Annotated in this window: 13 protein-coding genes; all 13 read left to right on the top strand. The window is 64.8% G+C overall.

From position 1 onward, the window contains the following. The 13 genes from XM53_RS04080 (at position 1) to XM53_RS04140 (ending at position 11488) form a co-directional block, all read left to right on the top strand. Entirely contained in the window at positions 1-900 is a 900-nt protein-coding gene (locus XM53_RS04080; RefSeq protein ID WP_057790560.1) for a fatty acid desaturase family protein, read from the top strand. Continuing rightward, the gene (locus XM53_RS04085; RefSeq protein WP_057790562.1) at positions 894-1844 is read left to right on the top strand and encodes a hypothetical protein; all 951 of its coding nucleotides are present in this window, start codon (positions 894-896) and stop codon (positions 1842-1844) included. Before XM53_RS04080 ends, XM53_RS04085 begins: the two co-directional genes overlap by 7 nt. An 82-nt stretch (positions 1845-1926) precedes the next feature. Further along, entirely contained in the window at positions 1927-2997 is a 1071-nt protein-coding gene (pheS, locus tag XM53_RS04090; protein WP_057790564.1) for a phenylalanine--tRNA ligase subunit alpha, read from the top strand. Continuing rightward, entirely contained in the window at positions 2931-3443 is a 513-nt protein-coding gene (locus XM53_RS04095; RefSeq protein WP_236544416.1) for a hypothetical protein, read from the top strand. The genes pheS and XM53_RS04095 overlap by 67 nt, the downstream gene beginning before the upstream one ends. 55 nt (positions 3444-3498) lie before the next feature. Further along, the gene (locus tag XM53_RS04100; RefSeq protein ID WP_057790569.1) at positions 3499-3915 is read left to right on the top strand and encodes a BLUF domain-containing protein; all 417 of its coding nucleotides are present in this window, start codon (positions 3499-3501) and stop codon (positions 3913-3915) included. 73 nt (positions 3916-3988) lie between these two features. Further along, positions 3989-4267: a YrhK family protein gene (locus XM53_RS04105; protein WP_057790572.1), complete on the top strand. Its 279-nt coding sequence runs from the start codon at positions 3989-3991 to the stop codon at positions 4265-4267. A 120-nt stretch (positions 4268-4387) separates the two neighbouring features. Beyond that, positions 4388-5320, top strand: coding sequence for a dimethylarginine dimethylaminohydrolase family protein (locus XM53_RS04110; RefSeq protein WP_057790574.1), 933 nt, complete (start codon positions 4388-4390; stop codon positions 5318-5320). A 115-nt stretch (positions 5321-5435) separates the two neighbouring features. Continuing rightward, a complete protein-coding gene (locus tag XM53_RS04115) occupies positions 5436-6812 on the top strand; it encodes a hypothetical protein (protein WP_057790576.1) in 1377 nt (458 codons plus the stop codon). An 87-nt stretch (positions 6813-6899) separates the two neighbouring features. Beyond that, complete coding sequence (locus XM53_RS04120) at positions 6900-8186, top strand: ABC transporter substrate-binding protein (protein WP_057790578.1); 1287 nt, start codon at positions 6900-6902, stop codon at positions 8184-8186. Between the two features lie 35 nt (positions 8187-8221). After that, the gene (locus XM53_RS04125; RefSeq protein WP_057790580.1) at positions 8222-9148 is read left to right on the top strand and encodes a branched-chain amino acid ABC transporter permease; all 927 of its coding nucleotides are present in this window, start codon (positions 8222-8224) and stop codon (positions 9146-9148) included. Beyond that, positions 9145-10089, top strand: a complete 945-nt coding sequence (locus XM53_RS04130) for a branched-chain amino acid ABC transporter permease (protein WP_057790582.1) — start codon at positions 9145-9147, stop codon at positions 10087-10089. Before XM53_RS04125 ends, XM53_RS04130 begins: the two co-directional genes overlap by 4 nt. Beyond that, positions 10086-10793, top strand: a complete 708-nt coding sequence (locus XM53_RS04135; protein ID WP_201455379.1) for an ABC transporter ATP-binding protein — start codon at positions 10086-10088, stop codon at positions 10791-10793. Before XM53_RS04130 ends, XM53_RS04135 begins: the two co-directional genes overlap by 4 nt. Then, on the top strand, positions 10793-11488 hold the full coding sequence (locus XM53_RS04140) for an ABC transporter ATP-binding protein (protein WP_057790587.1): 696 nt from the start codon (positions 10793-10795) through the stop codon (positions 11486-11488). Before XM53_RS04135 ends, XM53_RS04140 begins: the two co-directional genes overlap by 1 nt. Positions 11489-11536 lie beyond the last annotated feature (48 nt).

The following is an 11536-nucleotide window of genomic DNA, read 5'->3' on the forward strand; positions in this document are numbered from 1 at the left end:
ATGGACCACAAGGCTTTCATCGCGAGTTTGTCGCCCGATGCGCTGGCGCGGTTGAACCGGACAGAGGATGCCGCCGGGATTTGGCATCTTGCGGTGCATTTCGGGCTGATCGGCGGGCTGGGCGCCTGGATCGCGCTGGGCGGGCCGCTGTGGTGGGCGTTTCTGGTCCCGCAAGGGATCGCGATTTGTTTTCTCTTCACGCTGGAACACGAGGCGACTCACAAGACGCCGTTTCGGTCTGCGTGGCTGAATGAATGGGTGGGCCGGATCTGCGGCCTGCTGATCGTGCAGCCGTTCGAGTGGTTCAGGTATTTCCACCTGGCGCACCACCGGCACACCAACATTCCCGGCAAGGACCCAGAGCTGTTGGCCGGCGCAAAACCCGACGGCTGGCGCGCGTACCTGTGGCACGTCAGCGGCCTGCCTTTCTGGCGGGCCATGATTGGGCAGACGTTGCGCAATGCGGCGGGGGCCGATCCGGGCGACTACGTGCCCGAGCGCGCGCGGTCGCGCGTGAGAAAGGAGGCGCGGGTGATGCTGGCCTTCTATGCGGTGGCGCTGGCCAGCCCTGCGGTGAGCGCGGTGCTGTTCTGGGTGTGGATTCTGCCGGCGCTGTTGGGCCAGCCGTTTCTGCGTCTGTACCTGCTGGCCGAGCACGGGCGCTGTGCCTTCGTCGCGGACATGTTTCAGAACACGCGCACGACCTATACCAACCGGATCGTGCGGTTTCTGGCGTGGAACATGCCCTATCACACAGAGCATCACGCCCTTCCGCAGGTGCCATATCATCGCCTGCCGGAACTGCACCGGATGATGCGGGGGCATCACGGTGTCACGTCAGAGGGCTACCTTGCCTTCAACAGAGACTACACAAGGGATTTCGGGTCTAGGCGATGGTGAAACGGTTTTCGGAAGAGCTGATGGAACGGATGCCTGAGGGCATGCAGATGCCCCTGATCCTTGTCGAGGTCATGGATTGGCTGGAGGCGCAGGGCGCGCGCCAGACCACATGGCAGGGCGAGGCGCTGGAGTTCGAGCGGCAATCGCTGGCGCTTTATCCGGTGGCGGAGTGGCAGCAACCGGGCGCGAGCCACGCCGCGTTCAGTTATTACGGGACATTTTCGCTCAACGGTCCGCCGGCGCCGGTGGTGGACGAGGACGAGCGCGTGTTCCTTTTCGTGCAGACCGGCGGGGACGGATCGTATGCCGGGTTCTGGCTGGACGACCGGGGCAAGCAGTGGATCGTGCATCATGGGTCGGGGTCCGGCTCGGCCTGGTTCGGGGTGATTTCGGACGACCCGAAAGACCTGCTGCGGCTGCTGGCGGTGGGGTACGAAGAGCCTGCGTTTGCAGAAGTGCATCCCTTGACGCCGCTGGAGGCGATGGTGCAGGGCAACGGGCTGGAAAGCGTGTTCCATCTGGCGCAGATGATCGCGGCGGATCGGCTGGACGGGGCAGAGGGTATCGCGGATTTCGAAGACCGGCGCGACGACCTGGCCGAGGATCTGGCGGATCAGATGGAAGCGGGGGAGCGAGTGGCCGACGGCTGGGGCCTGCCTATCCCGCCGGTCGCGTTCCAGACTTGTCTGCGAGAGGTCCACGGGATCGCCACGCCACGGCGGGCGTCGGATTTCCTGCCCTTTCCGGCTTCGGACGGGGCCGATCCGGGGGATGATCCGTTTTATCGCTGGCTGACAGCGCATCAGCCGGAGCCCTCGGACGAGGCGCAGGGACGTCTGAAGGAACTGGACGAACTGGCCGAGGAGATGATCCGCCAGATCGACGCAGGGAAAGAGCCGGACCCGGAGCTTTTGCGACGCATGGAGGCGCTCTCCAAGCCCTGAGCCGCGGGCCGGGCCGGCGTGGCTTGCGCAAACGCGTCAGGCGGGGTAACCCCGGCGCGATGGATTTGGCCGGACAGACGACATGGATGACCTGAGAGACAAGTACCTGAAAGCCATTGCCGAGGCCGGTGACGAGGCCGCGCTGGAGGATCTGCGCGTGCAGGCCGTGGGCAAGAAGGGCGAGGTCGCGCTGAAGATGCGCGAGCTGGGCAAGATGACGCCCGAAGAGCGGCAGGAGATGGGGCCGAAGCTGAACGCGCTGAAGGACGAAATCAACTCTGCGCTGGCGGCCAAGAAGGTTGCGCTGGCCGATGCCGCGCTGGACGAACGGCTGCGCGAGGAATGGCTGGACGTGACCCTGCCGGGGCGGCCGCGCCGCCAGGGCACGATCCACCCGATCAGCCAGGTGACCGAGGAAGTCACGGCGATCTTCGCCGACATGGGCTTTGCCGTGGCCGAGGGGCCGCAGATCGATACCGACTGGTATAATTTCGATGCGTTGAACATCCCCAGCCACCACCCCGCGCGGGCGGAGATGGACACGTTCTATATGCACCGGACCGAGGGGGACGACCGCGCGCCAGACGTGCTGCGCACGCACACCTCGCCGGTGCAGATCCGGCACCTGGAAAAGCATGGCGCGCCCTGCCGGATCATCGCGCCGGGCCGGGTTTATCGTGCGGATTACGACCAGACCCACACGCCGATGTTCCACCAGGTCGAGGGGCTGGCCATCGACAAGGATATCTCGATGGCGAACCTGAAATGGGTGCTGGAAGAGTTCTTTACCGCCTATTTCGGCACCTCGGTGAAGACCCGCTTCCGCGCCTCGCACTTTCCCTTCACCGAACCGTCGGCGGAGGTGGACATCCAGTGCGCCTTTGAGGGCGGCACGGTCAAGGTGGGCGAGGGCGACGACTGGCTGGAAGTGCTGGGGTCGGGCATGGTGCATCCCCATGTGCTGCGCTCGGGCGGGATCGACCCGGAGGAATGGCAGGGCTTTGCATTCGGCATGGGGATCGACCGGATCGCGATGCTAAAATACGGCATCCCGGACCTGCGGGCATTCTTCGACAGTGATCTGCGGTGGCTGCGGCACTACGGCTTCGCGGCGCTGGACGTGCCGACGCTGCATGGGGGCCTGAGCCGCTGAGCGTCGGGCAAGGCATTCTGGCGCTTTTGTGCGTCATTGCCGTGCTGTTGACCTACATCGCGGTCACCGTGACGCGGGCGTTTCGGCGGCTGACCGAGGCCCGGATCAGGCTCTATACCGAGCATTTGACCCATCTGCACGCGATGGCGCACGCCCTGAATCACGGGCAGGATCTGCCCGAGCGTGCGCCGGGGGAGGACCGGGCGATCGACGTGATCGCGTCGGTCGCGGTGATGCGGGCCAGCACCGAGGCCTATGAGGCGGTGCTGGCCTATCACCATGCCAGGAGCGAGGGGCAGGGCGCGGCGCGGATCGAGGCGGCGAAGCAGGCGCTGGAGGCAAAGCTGGTCGAACTGAACGCGAGGATGCGCGACGATTTGAAGCTGAACCGTGGCGCGGGCCAGATTCCGAATGCAGAGCTGTTTCGCGCCCAGCGCGGATCGTGATCGCGTAGACAGCGCAGCGTTCGTGGCTTAGGCTGAGCGCGAAAGGAGCCCTGCCATGGCGCTCACGCAGTTGATCTATGCCTCTCGCCCTTTCGGATATGACGACGCGATGCTGGCCGGTATCCTGCTGGATGCGCGGCGGTGCAATAAACGCGATGACATCACCGGGGCGCTGATCTGTCGGGCGGATCTGTACCTGCAATTGCTGGAAGGGCCGAAGGACGCGGTCGAGGCGTGCTATGCGCGGATCAAGCGTGACGACCGGCATATCGAGCCGCGCAATCTTTTGACGCGCAGCATCAAGACACGATTATTTCCGGCCTGGGCGATGCGGGACGACCCGGCGCAATCCTGGATCTGGAGCCGCGAGGCAGTGCGCGCGGGGGCGGTGGAGCAGGCGACCGAGGACGAGGTTCTGGGCTTTTTCAATCGGCTGGCGGCCGATGGCGTGGTGCCGTTTCCGCAGGATTAGGGTCAATTGCTTGCCAATTGGGGCGACGTGGGCTTTCTAGGGTGCGACTTTCGACAGACCTCGGGAGAATGCCATGCAGATGTTCAAGGACAAGCGCCATGTCAGTGCCGAGACGCGGCGGCTATACGCGATATTCGAGCTGTTGCACACGCTGGCGGATTTCGTCGCGGCGTTCTCGTTCCTGATCGGGTCGATCCTGTTTCTGTGGAAAGCGACGGAAACCGTGGCGGTCTGGCTGTTCATCGTGGGGTCGGTGTTCTTTTGCCTGAAGCCAACGCTGAAGCTGATCCGCGAGGTCAAGCTGGCCTCGATCGGGGATACGGAGGACCTGGCGGAGCGGTACAGGCCTTGAGGTTTCGTGCTCGCGACGGCTCTGTTTTGCGCAATGACCGTGCGCGACGGCGGTGCCGGTGCGGTCGCGCTTGACTTGGGCGCGGCATCGGCTCAGCCTTTCGCGCAAAGGAGAGCGGACATGAAAGATCAACCGGCTGACAATTTTACCCTGCGCGCGCGGCGCGAGGGCGGCGGCACGCCCAGGCTGAACGACTGGGGGGCGGATAGCGATTACGGCACGTTGCGGTCGGTCCTGTTGGGGCCGGTCGAGAATTACCGGTGGCTGAAAACATCCTCGGTGAGCAAGAAGACGCTGCGGCGGGGCGTGGAATTCGACCCTGATATAGCCAAAAAGCAGCATGCCGAGATGGTCAGCGCCTATGAAAGCGCGGGTGTCGAGGTGCATACGCATGTGCCGGACCCCGAGCTGCCCTACCAAGTCTATGCGCGGGACAGTTCGGTGATGACGCCCTATGGCGCGATCATCACGCATATGTCGCAATACTGGCGCCGGGGCGAGAATTTCCGGGCGATCGAGACGTATCAGTCCTTGGGCATTCCGATTTACGATTTCGTCACTGCGGGCACCTTCGAGGGCGGCGATTTCAACGTGATCGAGCCGGGCTGCGTTTTGATCGGCTGGGAAGGCGAGGAAGGCCGGACCATGGAGCAGGGCGCCCGCCAGGTGGCGTCGTGGATGGAGGCCGAGGGCTGGGAAGTGAAGCTCGCGGATATCGACCCGTTCTACGTGCATATCGACCTGATGGTGGTGATGCTGGCGCCGAAGCTGGCTGCGGTCTGCACCGATTGCACCGATCCCGAGATCGTCGACTGGCTGCGCTCGAAGAAGATCGAGATCGTCGAGGTGCCGTTCCAGGAGACCATCGCGCTGGGCTGTAACGTGGTGGCGCTGGGGCAGGACCGGGTGCTGCTGCCGGAAGGCTCGAAGACGCTGAAAGAGAAGCTGAAGGCGTTGGGGTTCACCATCTATGACCCGGACCTGAGTATGATCACCCAAGGGGGTGGCGGCGTGCATTGCATGTGTCAGAGCCTGATCCGCGACCCGGGGTGACCCGAATGAGTGGCTGCGCCACGCAGGTTTATTGGGAAGAGGGGCCAGCCCCTCACGTTGAAACTGCGTTTCAACGCTCTCCCCGGGATATTTTCGGCCAGAAGAAGAGATCGTGATGCGGGCTCTGCCGGTCTGCCTTGCTCTGTTCTGGGGCGGGATGGCGTGGGCGCATGCGTCGGAACAGAGTTTCGTGCTGCTTTTGCCGACGGATGTCTATATCGCGGCGGGGGTGGCGAGTGTCGTTCTGACGGTGCTGTTGCTGGCGGTGTTGCCGGCGCGTGCGGGGGAGGCGGTGTTTTCGCCGACGCCGCTGCTGCGGCGGCCGCGCTGGGCTGTGCGGCATGGGACCAGCCTGTTGGCGACGGGGGTGCTGGCCTTTGCGGTGTGGCAGGGGTTCGCCGGGCCGCGCACGCCGATGGAGAACCCGATGCCGCTGCTGGTCTGGACGGTGTGGTGGGTTGCCCTGGTGAGCCTGCAGGGGCTGTTCGGCAATCACTGGCGGTGGACGAATCCGTGGACGGGGGTGGTTGCGGTGTTGGCGCGGTGGACGGGGATGCGGCGATTGATGCGCTATCCGCGCGGGTGGGGGTACTGGCCGGCTGTGGCTTTGTTCGTGGCCTTTGCGGCGTTCCTTTTGTGCGACCCGGCGCCGGCCGATCCGGCGCGGCTGGCGAGCGTTGTGGGGATTTACTGGTACGCGGTGCTGTTCGGTGTGCTGCTCTTTGGACCTGCGTTCCTGTTGCGGGGCGAGATGGTGACGGTGGTGATGCGAGCCTATGGGCGCATGGGGCTGTTTGCCCGGGCGCGCGGGCGGCTGGCGGTTGGCCTATGGGGGTGGCAGGGCGTTGTGCGGCGGGCGCCGCCGCTGGCGCTGGCGGTGCTGATGGTGTTCCTGCTGGGGACGGGCAGTTTCGACGGGCTGCACGAGACCTTCTGGTGGCTGGGGGTGATCGGGGTCAATCCGCTGGAGTTTCCGGGCCGGTCGGCGGTTGTTATGCCGAACCTTATTGGATTGGTGGTGGCCAACCTTGGGCTGCTGGCGGTGTTTGCGGCCTGCCTATGGCTGGGCGAGCGGATTGCCGGGACGGGGCGGAGCCTGCGGGCGTCGGTGTGCCTGTTTGCGCCGTCGATTCTGCCGATCGCGCTGGGCTACCACGTGGCGCATTACCTGTCGGCGTTTCTGGTCGAAGGGCAATACGTGGTGCTGATGCTGGATGATCCGTTGTCGAGCGGGGCCCACTTGCTGGGCCTCGACGGGTTTTATGTGACCACGGGGTTCTTCAACACGCAGGACACGGTGCGGCGGATCTGGCTGAGCCAGGCCGGCGCGGTGGTGGTGGGGCATGTGGTGGCGATATTGATGGCGCACGCGCTGGCCATGCGGGACGGGGCCGACCGGCGGCGCGCCGTGCTGGGGCAGGCGCCGCTGGCGGTGTTCATGGTGTGCTACACGTTTTTCGGGCTGTGGCTGCTGGCCTCGCCGCGCGGTTGAGGCCAGTCCGGTCAAAACACTGGACAAACCGGGGCGCGCTTCGCAGGATCGTGCCAAAGTCATTTCAAAGGACGGGGAGAGTTCGCGATGACCAAGCTGATCAAGGGCACGTCGCGCCGGGGCGCGCTTAAGACACTGGCCGGGGCCGCAGCGGGGGCGGCGAGCCTGCCGCTTTGGGCGCGGTATGCGCAGGCGCAGAGTTCAGAGCCGATCAAGATCGGGTTTCAGCAGCACAGCACCGGTATCGGGGCCGCCTATGGCCGCTGGTACGGGCGCACCACCGAGGCGGCGGTGAAGCTGATCAACGAGGGCGGCGGCATCAATGGCCGGATGGTCGAGATCATCGCCGAGGATGACGGCACCGACCCCAAGCGCGGCGCCGAGGTGGTGGAGAAATTCGCCAACCAGCATGGCTGTGACGTGGGGTTCGGCACGCTGTTTTCGCATGTGGTTATCGGGTCCGCGCCGCGCGCCGGGGAGTTGAAGCTGCCCTATTTCGTGGTCTCGGAAGGGCATCACGTGGCGAGCGGGATGCTGAACCGCTATACCCTGCAACCGGGCATCACCGACGTGAAAAGCCAGGTGCAGGCGATGGCGCCTTACGTGTCGGAGAACCTCGGGAAAAAGGTCACGATGATCTTTCCCGATTTTGCATTCGGTCACGATCACCGGGATTTCTTTAGCGCCGCGATTGCCGAACAGGGCGGCGAGGTGCTGGCGCAGATCGCGATCCCGCCGAGCGAGACGAGCTTTACCAAGTATTTCCCGCAGATCCCGCGCGATACCGAGGTGTTGTATCACGTGATGGTGGGGCCTGCGGTTCTGACCTTCGTGAAGGAGCTGGGCGAGTTCTTTGGCGATCAGGGGCCGGAGATCTTTGGTTTTATCGACAGCCTGGAGGCGGTGGATATTTCCAGCCCGGGCTTGGAATTCCTGGAAGGCACGTATTTCTGGGAAGGGATGCCGCGTTACGCACAGGACGACCAGAGCGAGCACGAAAAGTTCTATCGCGAGGCGGTGGGCGTGGACGAGACCGGCGCGTCGGTCAGCGACCCGAGCGACGTGTCGACCTATGCGCATATGTTCGGCTGCTGGGAGACGCTGCATGTCATCAAGGCCGGTATGGAGGCGTCGGGCTATGCCGGGCCGCTGGACCGCGCCAAGCTGATCGAGGCGGTCGAGGCGATGGGCGACATGCCCGAAAGCCAGGCGCATCCGCAGGGGGCCAAGCGGTTCAACGGCAAGACGCACCAGGTGTTCGGGCATCAGCATATCAGCCGGGTCGAGAATGGGCGGCTGGTGCGGGTGCATACGACGTCGATCGAGGACACGATGTATCCCGACGAGGTGGATTACACCACGCAGCCGCTGTGACGATTGCGGCGGGCGGGGGCGTGTGACCTGACCTGATGGAGTTCGGACCTCATCTGATCCTCGCCACGCTGGAAGGCGCGGTGACGGCGGCGGTGCTGGCGTTGACTGCCGTTGGCCTGAGCCTTGTTTTTGGCGTGATGCGGGTTGTGAACATCGCGCATGGCGAGTTCTACATGCTGGGCGCGGTGATTGCCTGGTACGTGGCGCAGATGTTGGGCGGGCATCCGGCGCTGGGGTTTGTCGCAGCACTGGTGATCGCGCCGCTGGTCGTGGGGGCGCTCGCGGCCGCGGCGGATGTGACCATACTAAAGCGTATTGAGTATGATCCCGAGCGGACGATCGTGGCGACGATTGGCCTTTTGTACATTATCCAGCAGTTGACGTTGATGACCTATGGCCCCGAGGCGCGGCCCGTGGAGGCACCTTTCAGTGGGCGGATCGAGTTGCCTTGGTTCGACTGGTTCGAGACACTGTTCGGCATGGCGCAGCCCTGGGGGTGGAGCATCACGTCCTACAAGCTGTTCGTGATCTTTGCCGCGGGCGCGGTGCTGTGCGGCGTCTGGGCGATGATGGCGCGGACGCGGATCGGGTTGTTGATGCGGGCGACGCAGGCGGATCGGGACATGGCGCTGGCCTTCGGCATCCCGGTCGAGCGGGTCTATGCGCTGGTCTTCGGGATCGGTGCGGGGCTGGCGGCGCTGGGGGCGGTTCTGATCGTGCCCATTCAGCAGGCGCATTACCTGATGGGGGTGGAGCCATTGTTGCTGGCCTTCATCGTGGTGATCATCGGCGGGCTAGGGAGCTTGCCGGGCACGGTTCTGGCGGCGCTGTTCATCGGGTTGAGCGACGGGATTATCTCGGTCTTCTTCTCGCCGACGTTGGCCAAGATCCTGGCGACGCTGCTGGTAGGGCTGGTCCTGGTGTTCCGGCCGCAGGGGCTGTTCGGGACGCGGACGGCATGAGCATGGGCGGGCGCGTTTTGGGGCTGCACTTGGGTCTGCTGGTGGTGTTGTTTGCGTTGCAGTTCGTGCTGCCGGCGTATCACCACGGGAATATTGCGCGGATCATGGTGCTGGCCTCTTATGCGGTGGGGTACAACATTCTGTTTGGCTACACGGGGCTTTTGAGTCTGGGGCACGCCCTGTTCTTTGCTGCCGGTATGTACGGCATGGGGCTGACGATCCAGCACGCGGGGTTCACGCCTGCGCCTGCGTTGATCGCGGGGATCTTGGCGGGGGCGCTGGTGGCCGGGGGGCTGGCGCTGTTGGCGCTCAGGACCTCCGGCGTGGCGTTCATGATCGTGACGCTGATGTTCGCGCAGGCGGGCTACCTGACGATCCTCTATTTCGGGGAATACACGCGCGGCGATGAGGGGTTCGTGATCCAGCAGGCGCAAAGGGTGCTGTGGGGGATCGACCTGAGTGATCCGACGGCGCGGTATTTCGCGGCGTGGGGGCTGTTCTCGGTCTGCTTTCTGCTGTCGTTGTGGTTGGTGCAGAGCCGGTTCGGGCGGACGCTGATCGCCATTCGCGAGAATGAGGAACGAGTGCGGATGCTGGGCTACGACACCTATGCGCACAAGCTGGGGGCGATGGTGGTGTCGGGGACGATCTCGGCGGCGGCGGGGGCCTTTTATGGACTGCTTTTCGGCTATGCCGGGGCGACGTTCGGGTCGGTTCAGTATTCGATCTTTCCGCTTTTGTGGGTTCTGTTGGGCGGGGCTGGCACGGTGCTGGGGCCGTTCGTGGGCACGCTCTTCATGTTCTACCTGATTGACCTCAGTTCCGGCGTCACCTCGGCCTATATGCTGATCGCGGGCGTGGCGCTGGTGCTGCTGACGCTCTTCGCGCCACAGGGCCTGACCGGGGAAGTGCGGCGGCGGCTGTGGAAAGGGTTGCCGTGATGCTGCTGAAGGTGCGGGGGCTTTCGAAATCCTTTGATGGGCTGCAGGCGGTGAGCGGCGTGGATTTCGACCTGCCGCAAGGCGAGGTGCGGGCGCTGATTGGGCCCAACGGGGCAGGCAAAACGACTTTGGTGGGGATGATCTGCGGGCGGATCGCGCCGACATCCGGGACGGTGACGTTCGACGGCGAGGACATCACGCGGTTGCCCGCGCACAAGCGCATCCTGAAGGGTATGGCCTATACGTTCCAGATCACCTCGATCTTTCCGCGTCTGCCGGTGCAGGAGAACGTGGCGCTGGCCGCGCGGCGGCGGTTGCAGGGCCGCGCGGTGGAGGCCGCCGCGGCGGAGGCGTTGGGACGTGTCGGGCTGAAAGCGCAGGCGGACGAGGACGCCGGGAACCTGAGTTATGGGCATCAGCGCCTGTTGGAGATCGCGATGGGTCTGGTGCAGGCGCCGCGCCTGCTGATCCTCGACGAGCCGACGCAGGGCCTGTCGGAGGGCGAGATCGAGGCGTTCAAGGCGTTGATCCGCGCGTTGGCAGGAGAAACGACGATCCTGCTGATCGAACACAACATGAAAGTGGTGATGGAGACCGCCGACACGGTGAGCGTGCTGAATTTCGGCGAGATGCTGGCCGAGGGCACGCCGCAGCAGATCCACGAGAATGCCGATGTGCAGGCGGCCTATCTGGGGACGGGTTGATGCTGGAACTGCACGGGGTCAATTCGGGGTATGGCGCGGCGCAGGTGCTGCGCGACCTGTCGCTGCGGGTCGAGGCGGGCGAGATCCTGTGCCTGCTGGGCCGCAATGGCGCGGGCAAGACGACCACGATGCAGACGATCATGGGCCTGTTGCCGCTGATGTCGGGGCGGATCACGCTGGACGGGCAGGATATCGGCAGCCTGCCCCCGCACGAGGTGCCGCGCGCCGGGATCGGGTACATCCCGCAGGGGCGGCGGCTGTTCGCGGGCCTCAGCGTGGCGCAGAACCTGGAGATCGGCTTGCAGGTGCGCGGCGCGGGCAAGGATGTGCTGGAGGAGGTGCTGGACCTCTTTCCCCGGTTGCGGGAGCGGATGGATCAGCCCGCGCAAACCCTGTCTGGCGGGGAGCAGCAGATGCTGGCCACGGCGCGGGCGTTGTGCATTCAGCCCAAGGCGCTACTGCTCGACGAGCCGACCGAGGGGCTGCAACCCTCGATGATCGAGGCGATCCGGCGGGTCATCGTGAAGATGCGCAAACAGGGCGTGGCGATCCTGTTGGTGGAACAGCGGGTGGACGCGGTTCTGTCAGTCGCGGACCGGGTGGCGTTTATCGAGAACGGGCGCAACGGCGAAGTCCTTAGCGCGGAGGCGCTGCGGCAGGATCATTCAATCGTGGATCGCTATGTGGGCGTGTGAGTTGACAGGACGAAAGGACGCGTCGCACGATATTCGCAGCCCGACACG

Origin of the sequence: Roseovarius atlanticus (assembly GCF_001441615.1) — a bacterium.
Lineage (GTDB): Bacteria > Pseudomonadota > Alphaproteobacteria > Rhodobacterales > Rhodobacteraceae > Roseovarius > Roseovarius atlanticus.

What these genes read in the sequence shown, in the direction of transcription:
- XM53_RS04120 (WP_057790578.1), top strand. Translation starts at nt 6,900, where the DNA reads ATGACCAAGCTGATCAAGGGCACGTCGCGCCGGGGCGCGCTTAAGACA.
- XM53_RS04115 (WP_057790576.1), top strand. Translation starts at nt 5,436, where the DNA reads ATGCGGGCTCTGCCGGTCTGCCTTGCTCTGTTCTGGGGCGGGATGGCG.
- pheS (WP_057790564.1), top strand. Translation starts at nt 1,927, where the DNA reads ATGGATGACCTGAGAGACAAGTACCTGAAAGCCATTGCCGAGGCCGGT.
- XM53_RS04110 (WP_057790574.1), top strand. Translation starts at nt 4,388, where the DNA reads ATGAAAGATCAACCGGCTGACAATTTTACCCTGCGCGCGCGGCGCGAG.
- XM53_RS04080 (WP_057790560.1), top strand. Translation starts at nt 1, where the DNA reads ATGGACCACAAGGCTTTCATCGCGAGTTTGTCGCCCGATGCGCTGGCG.
- XM53_RS04130 (WP_057790582.1), top strand. Translation starts at nt 9,145, where the DNA reads ATGAGCATGGGCGGGCGCGTTTTGGGGCTGCACTTGGGTCTGCTGGTG.
- XM53_RS04105 (WP_057790572.1), top strand. Translation starts at nt 3,989, where the DNA reads ATGCAGATGTTCAAGGACAAGCGCCATGTCAGTGCCGAGACGCGGCGG.
- XM53_RS04140 (WP_057790587.1), top strand. Translation starts at nt 10,793, where the DNA reads ATGCTGGAACTGCACGGGGTCAATTCGGGGTATGGCGCGGCGCAGGTG.
- XM53_RS04125 (WP_057790580.1), top strand. Translation starts at nt 8,222, where the DNA reads ATGGAGTTCGGACCTCATCTGATCCTCGCCACGCTGGAAGGCGCGGTG.
- XM53_RS04100 (WP_057790569.1), top strand. Translation starts at nt 3,499, where the DNA reads ATGGCGCTCACGCAGTTGATCTATGCCTCTCGCCCTTTCGGATATGAC.
- XM53_RS04085 (WP_057790562.1), top strand. Translation starts at nt 894, where the DNA reads ATGGTGAAACGGTTTTCGGAAGAGCTGATGGAACGGATGCCTGAGGGC.